Below are 19,366 nucleotides of genomic sequence, written 5' to 3'. Positions count from 1 at the left end.
TTGGACAAAAGCGGCGATGTGCCGTTTGGCTCGACTTTCAAAAATTGGTACAACAAAAAGATGAAGCGGCGCCATCCACTTGAAAACAGGAGGTATTGCGCCGCTTTTATGGAAGAAACGTGCCGGTTATAAGAGAAAAAATGCAGGAAATACCCCGTAAGTTTGCCCATCATTATTTATGGGACATTCACTTTTTTTACTTTCAATGTAAAAGTCGTGCCCGATGGCGATGTTTCTTTCAATTCCAGATCGCCATCCATCGCCCGGGCCAGAAGCTCGCTGAATGGCAGGCCGAGTCCGAGTCCCCGCACTTTATATTTTTTATTTTCCCCACGGTAAAACCGTTCAAAAATAAGCGTCTGCTCGGATTCAGGGATACCAATGCCTGTATCGGATACATGGATGGAAGCACCGTCCCCGTCGTCAATGACCGTCACTGTCATTTGACCGGTGCCCTCAATGGCATGTGCAGCGTTATTTAATAAGTTCATCATAATTTGGCGGAAGCGGACGGGATCGGTTAACACAATCAGATCATGGCCGCCCGGATGGAAATGAACGGGAATGCTGTCCGCATTGCGCGCCAAATTCCATTCATGAACAATATCACGCGTCAGTGCATTCAATTCATGGGGCGCTGTTGACACAGGAAGCGCATTGGCGGCAAATGTATTAAATTCCAGCAGGTCGTTAATCATCGTCTGCATTCGTTCCGTTTCATTCAGTGAAATGGTGATAAATTCCTTTGCGTCCTCACCGGTGACGACATCGTCTTTGACCGCCTGTAAAAGGCCGCTGATGGATGTGACAGGCGTTTTCAGTTCATGGGTAACACCTGCAAGCAGTTCAGCACGGATTGATTCAAGCTGTTCAAGCCGGACGGCCATGTCGTTAAATGATGTGACGAGATCGTATACTTCTTGTTCTTTCGCTTTTGATGGCATAAGCGAAACGCCATAATTGCCATTCCGGATTTCTTTGGCGGCTGCCGCGGCGGCACTGATCGGACGGGCAAGGCGGCGGGATAAAATATAAATCGCGGCCCAGCCGAGAATACCGCTGCCCAATATGAGCAAGGCGAGAAGACGGTATTCGTCGTTGAGATCGGCGAATTCATCTTCCGGCTGCAGCATGACCACCCAGCCGAATGTGACATCATCCACCGTAATTGGCTTTTTAATTAAATAGACGAGTGCGTTGTCGTTATTTATGGATGGGAAGGTCTGCACATCATTGTCTTTTTTTAAAATAACCGCGGGGAACGAATCTCTGTTGTACAATTCCTGTTCGCTGGCAGACAAAATAACCCCGTTGGCATCGGTAATGAAAATAGAAGGGGGAGACTCCATTTTCATCAGTTCATCACGCGCTTCAATCATGTCATCATCTAAATATGTTTCCTGACCGCCCGCTGCTTCCTGCTGGTTTCCCGCAATGCGGCTTGCAAGCTCTGCTGCCAAAAATTCTGATACATCGAGCCGGTTTTCAAGCGTTGTATGCCGGATCCAGACGACAGAAAGCATCGCCAGAACGAGCAGTCCAATGGCGAGTGTAATCGCGTAACGAGTCGTCCAATAGCGGAGGAGCGAGATGCGCCGTTCTTTATTCTTCCGCAACAAACTGATACCCCAATCCGCGCAGTGTTTTAATTTCCCCTTCGGACGCCGGCCATTTTGCCAGCGCTTTCCGTATACGCTTCACTGACAAATCAACGGCCCGGTCACTTCCGTCATAATCATGCCCCCATACTTCATCGAGAAGCTGCTCCCGCGTAAACGTCCGGTTCGGCGCGGCAGCTAAAAATAAAAAGAGGGATAAATCACGCGGTGTAAAAGAAACCTCTTGTTCAGCTAATGTGACACGATGGGCATCAAAATCAATGGTCAAGCTTCCGTATGCAGACTGGTTTTCCGGAGGCTTCACATCATCTGACCGGCGCAGCACAGCCCTTACACGTGCGACGACTTCATCGGCAATAAACGGCTTCGAAATATAATCATCGGCTCCGCCATCAAGGCCATCCAGCCGGTAGTGAACATCATTTAGCGCTGTAAGCATAATAACCGGGCATGTACTGGCTGCGCGAATTTCTTTAAGCACCGCCCATCCGTCTTTCCCGGGCATCATCACATCCAAAAGAACGAGGGAGGGCGTGTCAGCATGGAATTTATTAACCGCTTCAATGCCGTTATACGCTTGTATGACTTGAAAACCCGCTTTGGCCAGATAGACTTTCAACACCTTGCTGATTGCCCGTTCATCTTCCGCGACTAAAATCGTCTGCATATTTCACACCTCTTTTTTTGTCTCATTATATAATGAAATCGTAACAGTGAACAAAAGTTCAGGACCGAGAAAACGCCTTCTAGTCACAAAAAAACCGGCCGCGGCCGCCGGTTTAATAAAATCCATTCAATTGTGCAGCTGCCTGCGGGCTAATCGCCGCAATCTCGTTAATAAGGTCTTTTGTCCGCTTGCCATCTGTGGCGATTCCATAGTAATCCGCCATATTGAACACGTTTGTTTCATGTGCTTTTTTCACTTCAAGGCGGATGGTATTTTCATCTTTCCCATCCGTTTTAATGTTCAGCGCTGCAGCCTGTTGGTGTAATTTAGCCAACCGCACTTTTTTCGCGGCTGTCTCCAGATCATCGCCTTCTATATTAAGTCCGAGAGCGGCTGCCTGATCCGCAATGACATCCGCAAAATTCTTCGTTCCTGCTCTTGTTACAGACGGTGCCGCCTGTTCTTTTATCATTTGTGGAGAAGCGGCTTGAGCTGGAGAAGAGTGAACACCGCTTAAAATCGTAATCGATAGCGCGCCGGTCATCACATATGACATCGTCTTCTTCTTCATGATCAATCCTCCTAAGTTATCTATACACTTTATTTGATACACCTATTGTATAAGAAAAATGTGTCAGGGGAATGTCAAGTTTGCAAATTTTATATGTTTTTTCGAAGATTGTTATAATAAAAGAAAGGAGAGAGGGGATATGATGAAGCCAACAATTTATGATATTGCGAAAAAAGCGGGTGTATCCGCCGCTACCGTTTCAAACGTTATTAATGAACGAGGAAGAGTAGGGGATAAAACACGAAAAAAGGTGCTGGCGATCATGGATGAACTGCAGTACCGCCCAAATACCGCTGCATCTGTCCTAAAAGGAAAAGCCGCGTTTACAATAGGTTTTTTTGTGCCTGATATGCTCAATCCTGTCTATATGGAATACGTAAAACATGCTGAAGAACGAGCACAGGAGAGAGGATTCAGTATAATGATGTGCAGCACGGAAAATGACCCTGTGAAAGAACGACTTCAAGCAGACGTACTCCGTCAAAAAAATGTCGATGGTTTTATTATTACGTCGAAATTTCAAAATGAAGAATTATTGCGGGAAATCGAACGAGAACAGTATCCGTCTGTTTGTATTGCCCACGAACGGCCGGATTTTCAATTTGATAGCGTGAGCGGCAATGATTGGGAAGCGGGGATCATGGCGGCAGATTATTTATTTTCATTGGGACATACGAACATCGCGATGATTGCGGAGAAAGATTCCGTCAGCAGCTATGGACGCATTGAAGGATTCAAAGAACGTTTTCGGAAAAAAGAAATGAAACAACCTTTGATTCGCTATGCTGAAGCGTCAATCGATCAAGCGAAAGCGATGGCATTAAACCTGCTGAAACAAGATGATCGCCCTACAGCTGTTTTTGGCGGTAATGATGTGCTGGCTGTCGGGATTATGCAGGCGGCGCGAACATTGGGGCTGTCAATACCGGAAGATATCTCGGTCATTGGTTTGGACGATACGTTTTTGTGTCAAATTGTTTCTCCGCAGCTTACCGCCATTGCCATGCCGGTAAAAAAGATCAGTTACCGTGCAGTTGATTTACTCATTGAACAAATTGAAAAAGGAGGCACATTAAAAAGTACAGATCTTTTTCCTCCGGTCGTCATTGAGCGGGATTCAGCAAGGAAGTTGTAAATTAGAAATAAAAAATAAATTGAAAAAGAAAAGGGATTACGTTACAATCTTAAAAAGAAAGCGCTTAATCATAATTTTTGATTAATCGATTAATCTTGGAGGAGGTCATTCAATGACTAACGTACGTTGGGGAATTTTGAGTGCGGCGAACATTGCATATGATGAACTTGTACCGGCTTTACGGAGATCAGAGCAAGCAATTGTGTATGCGGTTGCTTCAAAAAGTGCAGGAAAAGCGGAACGATTTAACGTCCCGGTTATTTATGATCAATACGAACAGCTTCTCGATGATCCGTCCATCGATGCAGTTTATATCCCGCTGCCAAATGCGCTTCATGTGGAATGGGCGGTCAAAGCGATGCAAAAAGGAAAACACGTTTTGTTAGAAAAACCGGCTGCATTAACAGAAGCAGATATGGGTTTGATTAAGGAAGCAGCTAATCAAAACCGTGTTGTGTTTATGGAAGCCTTTATGTACCAGTTCCATCAGCAGCATAAACGAATGAAAGACCTATATTCATCAGGCCTCATCGGTGAATACAAACATTTGAAAGCGCATTTTTCCTGGATGCTGGATGATCCGGAGGACATTCGATTGAATCGGGTTCTCGGCGGCGGGGCGATGCGTGATGTAGGCTGTTATGGCATCCATGCACTCACCCAATTAATCGGATTTAAGCCGGTGTCTATGTCAATGACAGGCAAAATACATCCTCACTATGGTGTTGATACGACATCTACATGTGTAATGATTGATGAGAAACAGCGTACAGCTGAAGTAACAGCCTCAATGGAACTGCCCTTTTTAAACCGGTATGAAATCATTGGCGAAAAAGGCTCCATTACAGTCGATTCTTCTTTCCGTCCGGACGTATCAGATGATCAGCGTGGAAAAATTACGGTAAAAAATGATAATGGAACGGTCATTCATTATGAAACAGTAAAAGATGATCAGTACGTTAATCAGGTCAATCATTTTCAAGCGTGTGTGCTGGAGTCAACAACGCCGTCCTATCATGCGGGGCATTCAGCTGAGATGGCACGCTACCTTGAAAAAGCGTATGCATCGCTTGACAATCAATCTATTTTAACGAACGTATAGGAGGCAAAAAATATGAATAAAATTAAAACAGCCGTACTTGGACTTGGACGCCTTGGCTATTGGCATGCTGTAAATGTATCGAAAATCCGCGGGGCGGAATTGTCTATTGTCTGTGATATGAATGAGGAAACGGCCGCAAAGCTTACACAGGAACTGGAAGTACCGTCATACACAACGAATCCGGATGATGTGTTTCAAAATGATGACATTCGTGCTGTTATTATTTCATCACCGACGAGCACACATTATGAGTTATTGAAAAAGGCAGCCGAATCAGGCAAAGCGGTCTTTGTTGAAAAACCCCTTACGATTGATTTGGACGAAGCATACAGCATTCAAAAACTTATGAAAGAGAAAAATACCCTTTGCCAGGTTGGGTTTATGAGACGATTTGATCCAGCGTATGATGCAGCAAAAAAAAGAATTGAAGCGGGAGATATAGGACAGCCGATTTATTATCGGGGAATTTCTCGTGATGCCCATGCGCCGCACGAAGCGTTTATTGAGCATAGCGGGGGCATTTTCGTTGACGTTTCGATCCATGATTTCGATATCGCCCGTTATTTAATGAATGCGGAAGTGTCTTCTGTTGCCGCTCACGGACGAATATTGAAACATTCATTTATGGAAAAGTACGGTGACATCGATCAATCGCTTGCCTATCTTGAATTTGATTCAGGCGCCGCTGGTGATGTGGAATCAAGCCGCAACGCGTACTATGGCTATGATATTCGGGCAGAAGTAATCGGGACAGAAGGATCTATTTTTATCGGTGATCTTCGTCATCGTAACATTCATATTTTAACGAAATCGGGAAAAACGCACGACTTGCTGCCGGATTTTCCTGTCCGATTCGTCGATGCTTATACCATTGAACTGGAAGATTTCTTTCGAATCGTACAGTTGAATGAAACGCCTCGTGTGACAGTCCATGACGGAGTGAAAGCACTTGAAATTGCCTTGGCTGCCCGGCAATCGTTCCAAACAGGACAAAAAATAAACATGGCAAAGTGACTTAATAAGAAAGCGTTTACTTTAACGGGTAAATGTTTTCTTTTTATTTTAAAAATTTTTTTAAAACTTTCAAAAAAATTGTTGAATTATTAACACATACAAATTATAATTCAGATAAGTTAGGAAAACGCTTTCCTTAATTTCGTAACATAATTTACTGGAAAGGGGTCTTTATATGGTAACTCATGCAGGGAGCCTCCTTGAATTGAAGGCAATAAAAAAAAGCTTCAATCAAAACCATGTGTTAAAAGGAATTGATCTTGGAGTGAGAGCTGGAGAAGTTCATGTACTGCTCGGTGAAAATGGGGCAGGCAAGTCAACACTCATTAAAATTATGACGGGTGCTTATCAAAAAGATGCCGGGGAAATTTATTGGGAAGGTCTAAACGTACAGATTAACAATCCTGTCGATGCGATGAATCTCGGGATTGCCACCATTTATCAGGAATTAAATGTAATTCCAGAACTGAAAGTGTATGAAAATATTTTCTTGGGCCGCGAAATTAAAAAAGGCGGTAAAATATCACTGATTGATCATAAGAAAATGAAAAAAGAAGCGGAACGTGCGCTGGGAATGCTCGGTCAGGATCCCAAAATTGCTGATCGAATTTTAGGGGAGCTTGGCATTGGCCAGCAACAACTTGTGGAAATTGCTAAAGCGCTTACTCTTGATGCGAAACTTATTATCATGGATGAGCCGACAGCCAGTTTAAGCGGGTCGGAAGTAGAACAGCTTTACAAATGTGTGGAGCAGCTGACGGAACGGGGAATCGCGATTGTATTTATATCGCACCGCCTGGACGAAATAAGACGTATGGGAGACCGTATTACCATACTGAGGGATGGATTTAAAATTGATACGCTGAATGTCAAAACGACTGAAACCGATCATTGGATTGAATTGATGGTTGGGCGTTCATTGGATGAAAAATATCCGAAGCAGTCCTTTACGCTAGGCAATGAAGGATTCCGAGTAGAAAACCTAAAAGTGGCCGGCACAACGGAACCCATTGATTTTTCGGTTAACTACGGTGAAATTGTCGGGATTTCCGGACTTGTCGGTGCAGGCAGAACGGAGCTTGCGAGAGCCATTTTCGGGGCGGATAAACATGAACAGGGGAAAGTGTTTATCGATGGAAAACAGGTAAAAATTAAATCGCCGAAAGATGCGATTAGAGCCGGGATTGCCTTTATTACGGAAGACCGGAAAAGCGAAGGGCTTCTTCTGGATCAACCCCTTGATTTTAACATTGCCATGGCTAACATGAAGAAGTTTAAAAATAAGTCGAATCTTGTGAACTTAAAAGCGATTCGTAATGAAGCAAAAAATTACGTAAAGGAATTGAAAGTTCGGCCAGATGATATTGATCTTCATGCTCGAAAATTGAGCGGTGGAAATCAGCAGAAAGTCGTTATTGCCAAATGGCTGTGTACAAAAGCGAAAGTCTTTATCTTTGATGAGCCGACACGCGGCATTGATGTAGGAGCAAAAGTTGAAGTTTACCGCTTAATGAATCAACTTGTTGAAAGCGGTGCCATCGTGTTGATGATTTCGTCTGATCTTCCGGAAATTCTCGGAATGTGTGACAGAGTACTTGTAATGAGTGAAGGGAAAATTACCGCTGACCTTGCCATAAAAGAAGCGACTCAAGAACGGATCATGAAAGCGGCTACAGGAGTAGAAGAAGCTTCTACAGAGCAATTTATAAAAGCGGCTACAGGAGGGTAATAAGATGAGTGAAGCAGTCATTCAAAAAGAACAAGCGGCAGAAGAAAAGAAATCGTTCAAACATTTCTTGAGCAAATTTGGAGCGTTAATTGGATTAATTATTTTAGTTGTCGTTCTAACTTTTATGTCGGATAAGTTTTTAACGGTAAATAATGTGATGAATATTGCCCGGCAGTCTTCGATTAATGCGCTGCTTGCCATCGGTATGCTATTGCCGATCTTAACAGCTGGTATTGACTTATCCGTAGGTTCGATTTTAGCTATTTCCATCATGACAATGGGCATTGTTTCTGTGAACATGGGAATGAGCCCGATTTTGGGCATAATCGTTTGTTTAGCCGTCGGTGCAGGATTTGGCTTGCTAAACGGCCTGCTTTTGACGAAACTCCGCCTGCCGCATCCATTTATTTCAACACTTGGTACAATGAACATCGCACGCGGAATTGCCTTGATCATCACAGCGGCAGCGCCTATTGCAGGCTTCCCATTCATGATTCAATACTTGGGCCGGGAATTTGTCGGACCCATCCCTGTCAGCTTTTTGCTTGTCATTGCGGTTTACATCGTTTTCCACATTTTCTTAACGAGAACACAGACAGGGCGCCACATTTATGCAATTGGCGGAAATAAAGAAGCGGCTCATCTTTCAGGAATTAACGTAGATCGTGTCCTGATTATCGTCTACACAATCAGTGGTTTAATGGCAGGTCTCGCCGGACTTGTTATGGTGGGACGTGTCAACTCCGCTTTTCCGCTTGCTGGTCTTTCATACGAACTTGATGCGATTGCGGCGGTTATTATCGGCGGTGCCAGTTTCTTCGGCGGTGTAGGTACGGTTTGGGGAACGTTAATTGGTGCCATGATTATCGCGGTACTCCGAAACGGATTGAACTTGTTAAACGTATCAGCTGATTTTCAGATGGCGGTTATCGGGATCGTTATTATCGCAGCAGTATATGTCGATGTACTTCGTCAACGCAACAGTAAAAAGAATTAATATCATCTTTTGATAAAGCGCTTAACTCATTTTATATAATAGGGGGCAGAAAAAATGAAAAAGAAATTTAAAATGTTTGGTGCAGCAGCAGTGGTTACTAGTTTGGCGTTTGTAGCAGGATGCAGCGGTGGAGGAGACGACGCGTCTGGGTCAGGTGACGGCGGCGGAAATGAAAGCGTATCCGTTGTGTTGAAAACGTTATCAAGCCCTTACTGGAAGTACGTGGAGGCTGGTGCGAAAGCGGCAGGGGAAGAGCTTGGGGTTGATGTAACAGTCGTTGGGCCTTCTGCGGAATCACAAGTTATTGAACAGGTAAACATGCTTGAAGACCAGGTCAGCCAATCACCAGGTGCGATCGTTGTATCACCTTCACAGCCTGATACAGTTGTACCGGTATTAGAGCAGGCTGCACAAACAGATCTTCCTATATTATTGATTGATTCAGATGCTGATTTTGAAGGAAAAACAACGTTTATTGGAACAGAAAACTTCACAGCAGGACAAGAAGGCGGTAAATTACTTGCGTCCATGCTTGAAAAGGGAGATAAAGTAGCACTAATTGCTGGTGCGCTTGGAAATCCTGCAACAGATGACCGGATCAAAGGAGCGAAAGAAGCACTTGAAGCCGCGGGGATGGTCATTGTTGCAGAGCAGCCTGGTGACAGTGATAAAACGAAAGCGATGTCCGTTATGGAAAATATCTTGGAGAACAACGGTGATGTGAAAGGTGTATTTGCTGCAAATGACGATATGGCACTTGGAGTTCTTCGTGCAGTAGAGGCAAAAGGCCTTGATACAAAAGTGATCGGAACAGACGGTACACAAGAAGCAGTGGAATCAATTATTAGCGGCGGTCTTGCCGGTACCATTGCGCAAAGCCCTTATAACATGGGATATCAAGGGGTTGAAAACGCATTGAAGGCTATTAAGGGTGAAACGGTTGAAGAACGTATTGACAGCGGAATTGATATTATCTCTGCGGAAAATGCGCAGGAGCAGCTGGACTTCTTAAAGAGCATCTCCGAATAAGAACATCGTATTGATTTTTAGAGCTTCGAAGTATTTTCGTGGTAAGCTATAAAAAAGAACGAGCTAGAGGAGTTTGAATGCAGATGAAACCCACGATATATGACGTAGCAGAAAAAGCAGGTGTATCGATTGCCACTGTCTCAAAAGTCGTCAATAATACCGGCCGGATCAGCGATAAAACGAGAAAGCGGGTCACCGAGATTATGCAGCAGCTGGATTATCAGCCGAGCAGTGTCGCAGCGGCGTTAACCGGTAAGAAAACGTTTACGATTGGTGTTCTCGTTCCGGATATTGCCAACCCCTTTTTCGCTGAGGTCGCCCGGGCACTCGAAAATAATGCCAGAGAGACCGGCTACGCCATTATTTTATGCAGCACCGATTATCAAAGGGAACGAGAACAGGAATATTTGGAGCTTTTATTAAAAAAACAGGTAGACGGCATTATTATGGCGACGGAACCGAAAGATATGGAACCATTTCGAAAGCTAAATGAACGTCATGTACCATTGCTTATGTTTTCCGTTGATCATCTGGCCGTGGCAGCGAATGTTGTCACAACAGATAATGTACGGGGCGGCTATTTGGCCGGGCACTATTTACTTAAAAAGGGCCACCGCCGCTTGGCCGTTATTGCCGAGAAAAACCGGCAGTCCGGGCACGCGCGTTTATCGGGCTTCCAGCAGGCATTGTCCGATGGCGGCGTTGAGCTTGATGAGGAGCTCATTATTAACTCCAAATCCACGATTAAAGAAGCCCAGCAGGCGGCGCAGCGTCTTTTGGCAATGGAAAAAAAGCCGACTGCCGTCTTTACGGTAACAGATTTAATCGCCGTTGTTTTCATCAATGAAGCAAGGAAAGCAGGTGTGCATATCCCGGAAGATATATCTGTTATCGGATTTGATAATACGATTCATGCAGAAATTGCCGATCCAGGACTGACAACTATTGCACAGCCTATTGAAGAACTGGCTCGATATTCGTTTAATCAATTGCTTCAATCAATTGAAAAGCCGAATATGCCTGGCCACCGTATTATGCTCTCACCCGAGTTAGTGGAGAGGGCATCAGTGAAGGACTTATTGACAGAAAAATAAAAACCGGTATTGTCCGGTTTTTATTTTTCACAAAAAGAGTAAGCGCTTAATTGATTTAGGGAAACTTTTATGAAAAAAGTAAGAAATAATTTAAAAAGTTTGAAAACATCCTTGCGTAAGTGAAAAATTTCTATATAATGATTAATAAAAGAAAGCGCTTAACCAATTTGTGTGACGCATTGGACCTAAAGGAGGAACTTAACATGAAATTAACAGTAGGCATTATCGGTGCGGGACGAATTGGACAGCTGCACGTCGATAATTTACAACTTATCCCCCAAATTCGTGTAAAGAGTGTTTCGGACGTTGTAACTGATCACCTCGGATCATGGGCATCTTCAAAAAAAATTGATGTTTTAACGACAGACTATCACGACTTATTAAATGATGAAGAAATTGATGCCGTTTTCATTTGTTCACCAACAACGACGCATGCCACAATTATTAAAGAAGCGGCTGCTGCCGGAAAACACATTTTTTGCGAAAAGCCGGTTAGTTTTTCTGTAGAAGAAACAGAAGCCGCTCTTGCTGAAGTGGAAAAAGCAGGCGTAAAGCTTCAGGTCGGATTCAACCGCCGTTTTGACCCGAACTTTCGTAAAATCCGCGCGATTGTGCAAAATGGAGAAATTGGTCAGCCACACATTTTACGCATTACATCCCGCGATCCGCAGCCGCCGGGTATCGATTATATTAAATCGTCAGGCGGATTGTTTATGGATATGACGATTCACGATTTCGATATGGCCCGTTATATTATGGGAAGTGAAGTAGTGGAAGTATCCGCTTACGGTGCGGTTCTTGTTGATCCGGCAATCGGCGAAGCTGGCGATATTGACACGGCAGTCATTTCATTAAAATTTGCAAATGGTGCACTCGGTGTGATCGATAACAGCCGGCGGGCGGCATATGGATATGACCAGCGGCTTGAAATTTTTGGCGATAAAGGAGCCGCACAAGCTGAGAATAATCGTGCAACAACCGTTGAAGTCTCTACTGCCGATCATGTCGCAAAAGAGAAACCGCTTTACTTTTTCCTTGAGCGTTACACACAAGCGTACATCGATGAAGTCACTGAATTTGCCTTTGCCTGCCTTGAAAATGGAATGGTTACTTGCAGCGGATTCGATGGATTACAGGCTGAGCGCATAGCGAAAGCAGCGAAAAAGTCACTTGAAACAGGCGTTCCTGTTCGGCTTCAGCAGGAAGCGTCACCAACGGTCATTTAAGAAAGCGTTTTATAAGTTAGAGGGACACCGGACGAAAGGAAGGACACACTATGAATCCGCTTAAATTTTCGAATGATCGGCCGCTCGACATCATCGCGGTTGGCCGCTTATGTATCGATTTAAATGCAAACGAAACAAACCGTCCGATGGAAGAGACGAGCACCTTTACGAAATATGTCGGCGGTTCGCCGGCGAACATCGCAATCGGATCCGCGCGCCTTGGCCAGAAGACAGGTTTTATTGGCAAAGTCGCAGATGATCAGATGGGTCGATTTATTACACAGTATTTAGAAAAAAACAACATTAATACAGACGGTGTCACGATTGACAAAACAGGTGCTGTGACAGGACTTGCATTTACGGAAATTAAAAGCCCGGATGAGTGCAGTATTCTGATGTACCGCGACAATGCGGCTGATTTGAAATTGTATCCTTCAGAAGTGAGCGAAGACTATATTAAGCAGTCAAAAGCACTTTTGATTTCGGGTACTGCGCTCGCCGCAAGTCCTTCCCGTGAAGCAGTGTTTGTTGCATTGGAATATGCGGTCAAACACGATGTAACGGTCTTTTTTGATCTTGATTACCGCCCTTACACGTGGACAGATGAAGCCGAAACGGCCGTCTATTATAATCTCGCAGCCGAAAAATGTGATGTCATTATCGGCACACGTGAAGAGTTCGATATGATGGAAAAACTGCTAAATATTAAAGAATCTGATGATCACTACACCGCATCACGCTGGTTCTCCCATCGCGCGGAAATCGTCGTCATTAAACATGGAGGCGCCGGCTCGATCGCATACACAAAAGATGGCGGTTCCTACCGAAGCGGCATTTTTCGGACAAATGTACTGAAAACGTTCGGTGCGGGTGATTCGTATGCATCGGCCTTCATATACGGATTGATGACTGGCCATGACGTGTCGGAAGCAATGAAAATGGGCAGTGCCTCTGCTTCGATCGTTATTTCCCGCCACAGCTGCTCAGATGCCATGCCAACGGAACAGGAATTGACAGAACACATGGATACAGCGATTTACGAAACCGTTTAATGAAGAAAAGGGGAATGAAGCATGACACAAACAACAGTGAAACAACTTCAAAATTATATTAATGGCGAGTGGGTAGACTCTGCATCTGATCAAACAGAAATCGTTGTAAACCCGGCTACAGGTGAAGCGCTGGCGGAAGTGCCTCTTTCGACAAAAGAAGATGTCAACCGCGCGGTACAGGCGGCGAATGAAGCCTTCAAAACATGGTCGCAAGTATCGGTGCCAAAGCGTTCACGCATTCTGTTCAAATACCAGCAGCTTCTTGTAGATAACTGGGAAGAGCTTGCGAAGCTTGTCACAATTGAAAATGGCAAAAGCCTTTCTGAAGCAATGGGTGAAGTGCAGCGCGGCATTGAGTGTGTGGAATTCGCGGCAGGTGCGCCAACACTCATGATGGGCAGCCAGCTTCCGGACATCGCAACGAACATTGAATCAGGAATGTACCGTTATCCGATCGGGGTTGTCGGCGGTATTACACCATTCAACTTCCCGATGATGGTGCCTTGCTGGATGTTCCCGCTCGCGATCGCCTGCGGAAATACGTTCGTCTTGAAGCCATCAGAGCGCACGCCGCTTTTAGCAGCACGCATTGTGGACTTATTTAAAGAAGCAGGTCTTCCGGACGGTGTCTTGAACATCGTTAACGGTGCGCATGACGTTGTAAATGGCCTATTGGAGCATAAAGATGTAAAAGCCATTTCATTTGTCGGCTCCCAGCCGGTGGCTGAGTACGTATACAAAACAGGAACAGCAAACTTAAAACGCGTTCAGGCGCTTGCGGGAGCAAAAAATCACTCCATCGTACTGGCGGATGCCAACCTGGATCTTGCGGCGAAAGAAATTACAAGTGCGGCATTCGGATCAGCCGGTGAACGCTGCATGGCGGCGGCCGTTGTTGCGGTAGAAGAAAGCATTGCTGATGAGCTGATCGCGAAACTGAAAGAAGCAGCAGACAATATCACAATCGGAAACGGTCTCGATGACGGTGTATTCCTTGGCCCGGTCATTCGCGAAAATGCAAAACAGCGCACAATCGGCTACATCGAATCAGGCATAGAGCAGGGCGCATCACTTGTCCGTGACGGCCGTAAAGATGAAGCGGCAAACGGCGATGGCTATTTCCTCGGCGCCACGATTTTTGACCATGTTACGACAGACATGAAAATCTGGCAGGATGAAATTTTCGCACCGGTTCTCTCCATCGTCCGTGTGAAAGACCTGACGGAAGCGGTTGAAACAGCGAATGCATCCACACTTGCAAACGGTGCATGCCTGTACACAGACAGTGCATCCGCTGTACGCCAGTTCCGTGAAACGATTCATGCGGGCATGCTGGGCATTAACGTGGGTGTTCCGGCACCAATGGCATTCTTCCCGTTCTCTGGCTACAAAGATTCATTTTACGGGGATCTTCATGCAAATGGAAAAGACGGCGTCGAGTTCTACACACGCAAGAAAATGGTTACAGCCCGTTATGTGAAGTAATGGTGTGAAAGTGAAGGGAAGAGGAGGGACGCCGGCTGTCCACGCCGCTTCCCTTTCCTTGTCTTTATGCCTATCTTGAGAGGAGTACAGAGTATGACAAACACAATTCGTTTAACAACCGCACAGGCTGTTGTTAACTTTTTAAATCATCAATTTGTGGAATTTGACGGTAAACAAGAGCGGTTTATAAAAGGCATTTTTACCATTTTTGGTCATGGAAACGTAACGGGTCTTGGCCAGGCGCTCGAGGAAAATGCAGGGGAACTTGAAGTGTATCAAGGCCGCAATGAGCAGGGAATGGCAAATGCGGCGATGGCATTTGCGAAGCAGAAGCACCGGAAACAGATTATCGCCTGCACATCTTCCGTTGGTCCTGGGGCAGCGAACATGGTGACATCCGCTGCAACGGCAACAGCGAACAATATCCCGCTTTTATTGTTGCCGGGTGATGTGTTTGCGACACGTCAGCCGGATCCCGTCCTGCAGCAAATCGAGCAGACACATGATCTGTCGATTTCAACTAATGATGCGTTCCGTCCTGTCAGCAAATACTGGGACCGCGTCAGCCGTCCGGAGCAGCTTATGTCTGCGATGATCAACGCTATGCGTGTATTGACAAACCCGGCTGATACCGGTGCCGTCACCATTGCACTGCCGCAGGATGTACAGGGGGAAGCATGGGACTTCCCAAAAAGCTTTTTTCATAAACGCGTTCACCGTATTGAACGCCGTGAGCCGTCGCGTGAAAGTGTGCAGGATGCTGTGAAGCTCATTCAATCAAAGAAAAAGCCTTTGCTCATTTTCGGCGGCGGTGTCCGGTATTCAGAAGCAGCTGATTCATTTGTTCAATTTGCGGAAACATTCCATATCCCATTCGGTGAAACGCAGGCGGGGAAAAGCGGTGTGGAAAGCAGTCATCCGCTGAATCTCGGAGGAATTGGCGTCACAGGAAACGCAGCCGCAAACGCCATTGCCAAAGAAGCGGATGTCATTATTGGTGTCGGCACACGCTTTACCGATTTTACAACTGCTTCTAAGCAGTTATTTGCTAATGCGGATGTACTGACTATTAACATTTCGGAATTCCATGCTTCAAAGCTTGATGCAGTGAAAGTAGTAGCGGATGCAAAAGCGGGACTCGAAGCTATTTCAACTGCGCTTGGTGACTATAAATCCAGCTATGCAAACGAAATTGTGGAAGCTAAACAGGGCTGGCAGGATGAACTGAAACGCTTGTACGGTGTTACATACGGAGAGGGGTTCACGCCGGAAATTGCCGGTCATCTGGATGAAAAGCTGCCGGAGTATAAAGAAGCATTGAACACTGAGTTGACGCAGACGAGTGTGATCGGAAAAATAAACGATCTGTTGGATGACAATGCCATCATCGTCGGCGCGGCAGGCAGCCTGCCGGGGGATTTGCAGCGAATGTGGGCAGCAAAATCACGCAACACGTACCATATGGAGTACGGCTACTCATGCATGGGTTATGAAATTGCCGGTGCATTCGGCGCAAAGCTGGCCGAGCCAGACAAAGAAGTATACGCGATGGTGGGGGACGGAAGCTTTTTAATGCTTCATACGGAGCTTGTGACCAGTATGCAGGAAGGGAAAAAAGTAAATATCATCCTGTTCGACAATTCCGGTTTCGGCTGCATTAACAATCTGCAGATGGAAAATGGCATGGGAAGCTTTGGCACGGAATTCCGCAAGCGCAGCCCGCAGACTGGGAAAATGGACGGCGAAATCATGAAGGTCAATTTTGCACAGGTAGCAGCTGGTTATGGTGCAAAAACATATTCTGTCCACACAATGGAGGAACTTGAAGCAGCAATTGAAGATTCGAAAAAACAAACAATCAGTACGCTGATTGACATTAAAGTGCTGCCGAAAACGATGACGCATGGCTACGATTCATGGTGGCACGTGGGCATTGCCGAAGTGTCAGAAAATGAAAGTATCCAGCATGCATTCGAAAAGAAAAAGACAAATCTTGAAAAAGCGCGCGCGTATTGATGGAGGAAACGACAATGTTTATGGACAAACAGGTGAAGCTGGCGATTGCGCCGATTGGCTGGACAAATGATGATCTGCCGGAACTTGGCGGAGAAGCAACATTTGAACAATGTATTAGCGAGATGGCCCTGGCTGGATTTACAGGAAGTGAAGTAGGCAACAAATATCCGCGTGATACAGGTATTTTGAAAAAAGCACTTGAGCTTCGCGGGATAAGTATTGCCAGCGCTTGGTTCAGTTCCTTTTTAACATCAAAGCCGTTTGAGGACACAAAAGCGGCATTTATAGAACACCGCGACTTTCTGCATGAAATGGGTGCCGATGTCATCGTCGTTTCCGAGCAGGGCAACAGCATCCAAGGTCAGATGGAAACACCGGTCTTTGACCAAAAGCCGGTTTTCACAGAAGAAGAATGGCAGCTGCTTGTGGATGGATTGCATCGTCTTGGTGATCTGGCAGCGGAGAAAGACATGAAAATTGTGTACCATCATCATATGGGAACGGGTATTCAAACAACGGATGAAATTGCCCGCTTAATGGATGAAACAGATGCTGATAAAGTATCGCTTTTGTACGATACCGGCCACCTTGTTTTTTCAGGAGAAGATCATCTGCACATTTTAAAAACCTATATGGACCGCATCCGCCACGTTCATTTAAAAGATATTCGTGCGGAAGTGGCGCAAAAAGTACGCGATGAAAAATGGAGCTTTTTACGCGCGGTCAAAGGCGGTGTTTTTACAGTGCCGGGTGATGGTGTCATCGATTTTAAACCGGTGTTTGAAGCGCTGTCTGAAGCAGGATATACAGGTTGGTTTGTTGTTGAAGCGGAACAGGACCCGGCTTTGGCAAATCCGTTTGAATATGCGCTGAAAGCCCGCCGATACATTCGCGAAACAAGTGGATTATAAAGGAGAAGGACAATGCCATTAGTGAAAATGAAAGAGATTTTGGATCAGGCAGAAGCAGGCAATTATGGTGTCGGCGCATTCAGTGTCGCAAATATGGAAATGGTCATGGCAGCCGTACAGGCAGCAGAAGAACTGCAGTCGCCCCTTATTTTGCAGATTGCAGAAGTACGTTTAAAACACTCACCGCTTCATCTCATTGGCCCGGTCATGGTGGAAGCAGCAAAAAAAGCAGCCGTGCCGGTCGCTGTTCACTTTGACCATGGCATAACGGAAGAAAAAATCCGTGAAGCACTTGAAATCGGCTTTTCTTCTATTATGTATGACGGTTCTCACCATCCGCTCGAAGACAACATTGCTGAAACGAAAAAAATGGCGGCCATTGCCTGTGAATACGGCGCAACGGTGGAAGCGGAAATTGGCCAGGTCGGCGGCAGTGAAGATGGATCGGTTGACATCGATATTTTAATTACATCAGTAGAAGAAGCGAAGCGGTTTGCGGACGAAACGAATATCGACGCGCTGGCGGTGGCAATCGGCAACGCGCACGGCTTTTACAAAGGAGACCCGAACTTGCGTGTTGACCGTTTGGAAGAAATCAATAACGAAGTGGACACGCCGCTCGTGCTGCATGGCGGTTCCGGTTTGACAGAAGAAGACTTCCGTACATGCATCCATTTGGGCATCCGGAAAATCAACGTTGCAACGGCTACATTTAACCATGTTGTGAGTTCTGTCAATGAAGACGCTCCATTCAATGATTACTTTACGTACCATGAACGTGTGATAGAAGCAGCATGTGAAAATGTAAAACGTCATATGCGTATGTTTGACAGCGCGGGACGTGTGAAGGAGGAGCATCATGTTTGAAAAATTGGGTGAGTTAAAGCAGGGATATACATCCTTGACGGAAATGAATGGCAAGCATAGCGACATGCTTCAAGATATCGGGATTTACAGGCTGGCAGAGGGAGAAAGCATCTGCCTGTCTGACGATGAAAAAGAAACAGCCGTTTTACCTCTTGAAGGCTCGGTGACCATGGAATGGAACGGCGAATTAGTGAAGGTGAAGCGCGATGATGTGTTTACAGAAGATCCGCATTGCCTGCACGTGCCGATGGGTGTAGAGGTGAAAATAACGGCTCATGCCGCTAGTGAAGTACTTGTACAAAAAACGAACAACGAAAAACAATTTGACGCTAAATTATACACACCGGCTGACTGTCAAAGTGTGAATGCAGGTGAAGGAGTATGGCAGGACACCGCTCTTCGTACGATCCGGACCATTTTTGATTATGAAAGTGCACCGTATTCAAATCTGGTGATCGGTGAAGTGATTTCGCATCCAGGACGATGGTCAAGCTATCCGCCGCACCATCACGATCAGCCGGAAGTATATTACTACCGGTTTGATAAACCGCAGGGATTTGGCTGTGCGATGGTCGGAGAAGAAGCGCATCGTGTCGTGCATAACAGCTTCATTACCATCCCGGGAGACCTTGATCACCCGCAGGCCACAGCTCCCGGTTATGCGATGTATTTCTGCTGGATGATCCGGCACTTAGACGGCAATCCATGGACGGAACGCATCTTTGAAAAAGAGCATGAATGGCTGATGGAGCCGGATGCAAAAATCTGGCCGGAAAAATCAGAACCACCAGTATAAGTGGTGGTTTGCTCTGCGCCTATAAGGCTCAATGTCTGGCTCATGTCAAAAGACAC

At 45.7% G+C, this 19,366-nt stretch carries 17 protein-coding genes; 14 read left to right on the top strand and 3 right to left on the bottom strand.

All coding sequences use genetic code 11. The features are described from left to right. Positions 1-176 precede the first annotated feature (176 nt). The 3 genes from BTO30_RS00315 to BTO30_RS00305 form a co-directional block, all read right to left on the bottom strand. Positions 177-1,616, bottom strand: coding sequence for a sensor histidine kinase (locus BTO30_RS00315; protein WP_245796266.1), 1,440 nt, complete (start codon positions 1,614-1,616; stop codon positions 177-179). Beyond that, positions 1,603-2,286: a response regulator transcription factor gene (locus tag BTO30_RS00310; RefSeq protein ID WP_075396726.1), complete on the bottom strand. Its 684-nt coding sequence runs from the start codon at positions 2,284-2,286 to the stop codon at positions 1,603-1,605. Before BTO30_RS00310 ends, BTO30_RS00315 begins: the two co-directional genes overlap by 14 nt. Positions 2,287-2,398: 112 nt before the next feature. Then, a complete protein-coding gene (locus BTO30_RS00305) occupies positions 2,399-2,857 on the bottom strand; it encodes a hypothetical protein (RefSeq protein ID WP_075396725.1) in 459 nt (152 codons plus the stop codon). A 139-nt stretch (positions 2,858-2,996) separates the two neighbouring features. Between BTO30_RS00305 and BTO30_RS00300 the strand changes: the two genes are divergently transcribed. The 14 genes from BTO30_RS00300 to BTO30_RS00235 all read left to right on the top strand — a co-directional run bounded on the left by BTO30_RS00300 (position 2,997) and on the right by BTO30_RS00235 (position 19,310). After that, complete coding sequence (locus tag BTO30_RS00300) at positions 2,997-3,992, top strand: LacI family DNA-binding transcriptional regulator (RefSeq protein WP_158023549.1); 996 nt, start codon at positions 2,997-2,999, stop codon at positions 3,990-3,992. Between the two features lie 112 nt (positions 3,993-4,104). Beyond that, positions 4,105-5,094 carry a Gfo/Idh/MocA family protein gene (locus BTO30_RS00295; protein ID WP_075396724.1) on the top strand — a complete coding sequence of 330 codons (990 nt, stop codon included), beginning with the start codon at positions 4,105-4,107 and terminating at the stop codon, positions 5,092-5,094. A 12-nt stretch (positions 5,095-5,106) separates the two neighbouring features. Beyond that, the gene (locus BTO30_RS00290) at positions 5,107-6,108 is read left to right on the top strand and encodes a Gfo/Idh/MocA family oxidoreductase (RefSeq protein ID WP_075396723.1); all 1,002 of its coding nucleotides are present in this window, start codon (positions 5,107-5,109) and stop codon (positions 6,106-6,108) included. Positions 6,109-6,283: 175 nt separating this feature from the next. Further along, positions 6,284-7,837, top strand: a complete 1,554-nt coding sequence (locus tag BTO30_RS00285) for a sugar ABC transporter ATP-binding protein (protein WP_075396722.1) — start codon at positions 6,284-6,286, stop codon at positions 7,835-7,837. Between the two features lie 4 nt (positions 7,838-7,841). After that, the gene (locus BTO30_RS00280; RefSeq protein WP_075396721.1) at positions 7,842-8,834 is read left to right on the top strand and encodes an ABC transporter permease; all 993 of its coding nucleotides are present in this window, start codon (positions 7,842-7,844) and stop codon (positions 8,832-8,834) included. A gap of 54 nt (positions 8,835-8,888) precedes the next feature. After that, complete coding sequence (locus BTO30_RS00275) at positions 8,889-9,863, top strand: sugar ABC transporter substrate-binding protein (protein ID WP_075396720.1); 975 nt, start codon at positions 8,889-8,891, stop codon at positions 9,861-9,863. Positions 9,864-9,946: 83 nt separating this feature from the next. Next, positions 9,947-10,957: a LacI family DNA-binding transcriptional regulator gene (locus BTO30_RS00270; protein WP_075396719.1), complete on the top strand. Its 1,011-nt coding sequence runs from the start codon at positions 9,947-9,949 to the stop codon at positions 10,955-10,957. 203 nt (positions 10,958-11,160) lie between these two features. Next, the gene (gene iolG / locus BTO30_RS00265) at positions 11,161-12,183 is read left to right on the top strand and encodes an inositol 2-dehydrogenase (RefSeq protein WP_075396718.1); all 1,023 of its coding nucleotides are present in this window, start codon (positions 11,161-11,163) and stop codon (positions 12,181-12,183) included. Between the two features lie 50 nt (positions 12,184-12,233). Then, positions 12,234-13,235: a 5-dehydro-2-deoxygluconokinase gene (iolC, locus tag BTO30_RS00260; protein WP_075396717.1), complete on the top strand. Its 1,002-nt coding sequence runs from the start codon at positions 12,234-12,236 to the stop codon at positions 13,233-13,235. 21 nt (positions 13,236-13,256) lie between these two features. After that, the gene (locus BTO30_RS00255; protein ID WP_075396716.1) at positions 13,257-14,720 is read left to right on the top strand and encodes a CoA-acylating methylmalonate-semialdehyde dehydrogenase; all 1,464 of its coding nucleotides are present in this window, start codon (positions 13,257-13,259) and stop codon (positions 14,718-14,720) included. Between the two features lie 93 nt (positions 14,721-14,813). Then, on the top strand, positions 14,814-16,736 hold the full coding sequence (gene iolD, locus BTO30_RS00250) for a 3D-(3,5/4)-trihydroxycyclohexane-1,2-dione acylhydrolase (decyclizing) (RefSeq protein WP_075396715.1): 1,923 nt from the start codon (positions 14,814-14,816) through the stop codon (positions 16,734-16,736). Between the two features lie 14 nt (positions 16,737-16,750). Next, positions 16,751-17,647 (top strand): myo-inosose-2 dehydratase, encoded by an 897-nt coding sequence (gene iolE / locus BTO30_RS00245; protein ID WP_075396714.1) that lies wholly within the window; start codon positions 16,751-16,753, stop codon positions 17,645-17,647. A 12-nt stretch (positions 17,648-17,659) separates the two neighbouring features. Further along, complete coding sequence (locus tag BTO30_RS00240) at positions 17,660-18,514, top strand: class II fructose-bisphosphate aldolase (RefSeq protein WP_075396713.1); 855 nt, start codon at positions 17,660-17,662, stop codon at positions 18,512-18,514. After that, the gene (locus BTO30_RS00235; protein ID WP_075396712.1) at positions 18,507-19,310 is read left to right on the top strand and encodes a 5-deoxy-glucuronate isomerase; all 804 of its coding nucleotides are present in this window, start codon (positions 18,507-18,509) and stop codon (positions 19,308-19,310) included. The genes BTO30_RS00240 and BTO30_RS00235 overlap by 8 nt, the downstream gene beginning before the upstream one ends. Positions 19,311-19,366 lie beyond the last annotated feature (56 nt).

Origin of the sequence: Domibacillus antri, from assembly GCF_001936625.1 — a bacterium.
Lineage (GTDB): Bacteria > Bacillota > Bacilli > Bacillales > Domibacillaceae > Domibacillus > Domibacillus antri.
The sequence above is the reverse complement of the archived record's forward strand: the minus strand, read 5'-3'. Positions and strand labels throughout refer to the sequence as shown.

What these genes read in the sequence shown, in the direction of transcription:
- BTO30_RS00290 (WP_075396723.1), top strand. Translation starts at nt 5,107, where the DNA reads ATGAATAAAATTAAAACAGCCGTACTTGGACTTGGACGCCTTGGCTAT.
- BTO30_RS00270 (WP_075396719.1), top strand. Translation starts at nt 9,947, where the DNA reads ATGAAACCCACGATATATGACGTAGCAGAAAAAGCAGGTGTATCGATT.
- iolE (WP_075396714.1), top strand. Translation starts at nt 16,751, where the DNA reads ATGTTTATGGACAAACAGGTGAAGCTGGCGATTGCGCCGATTGGCTGG.
- BTO30_RS00240 (WP_075396713.1), top strand. Translation starts at nt 17,660, where the DNA reads ATGCCATTAGTGAAAATGAAAGAGATTTTGGATCAGGCAGAAGCAGGC.
- BTO30_RS00235 (WP_075396712.1), top strand. Translation starts at nt 18,507, where the DNA reads ATGTTTGAAAAATTGGGTGAGTTAAAGCAGGGATATACATCCTTGACG.
- BTO30_RS00275 (WP_075396720.1), top strand. Translation starts at nt 8,889, where the DNA reads ATGAAAAAGAAATTTAAAATGTTTGGTGCAGCAGCAGTGGTTACTAGT.
- BTO30_RS00305 (WP_075396725.1), bottom strand. Translation starts at nt 2,857, where the DNA reads ATGAAGAAGAAGACGATGTCATATGTGATGACCGGCGCGCTATCGATT.
- BTO30_RS00300 (WP_158023549.1), top strand. Translation starts at nt 2,997, where the DNA reads ATGATGAAGCCAACAATTTATGATATTGCGAAAAAAGCGGGTGTATCC.
- BTO30_RS00280 (WP_075396721.1), top strand. Translation starts at nt 7,842, where the DNA reads ATGAGTGAAGCAGTCATTCAAAAAGAACAAGCGGCAGAAGAAAAGAAA.
- BTO30_RS00295 (WP_075396724.1), top strand. Translation starts at nt 4,105, where the DNA reads ATGACTAACGTACGTTGGGGAATTTTGAGTGCGGCGAACATTGCATAT.
- iolD (WP_075396715.1), top strand. Translation starts at nt 14,814, where the DNA reads ATGACAAACACAATTCGTTTAACAACCGCACAGGCTGTTGTTAACTTT.
- iolC (WP_075396717.1), top strand. Translation starts at nt 12,234, where the DNA reads ATGAATCCGCTTAAATTTTCGAATGATCGGCCGCTCGACATCATCGCG.
- iolG (WP_075396718.1), top strand. Translation starts at nt 11,161, where the DNA reads ATGAAATTAACAGTAGGCATTATCGGTGCGGGACGAATTGGACAGCTG.
- BTO30_RS00255 (WP_075396716.1), top strand. Translation starts at nt 13,257, where the DNA reads ATGACACAAACAACAGTGAAACAACTTCAAAATTATATTAATGGCGAG.
- BTO30_RS00310 (WP_075396726.1), bottom strand. Translation starts at nt 2,286, where the DNA reads ATGCAGACGATTTTAGTCGCGGAAGATGAACGGGCAATCAGCAAGGTG.
- BTO30_RS00285 (WP_075396722.1), top strand. Translation starts at nt 6,284, where the DNA reads ATGGTAACTCATGCAGGGAGCCTCCTTGAATTGAAGGCAATAAAAAAA.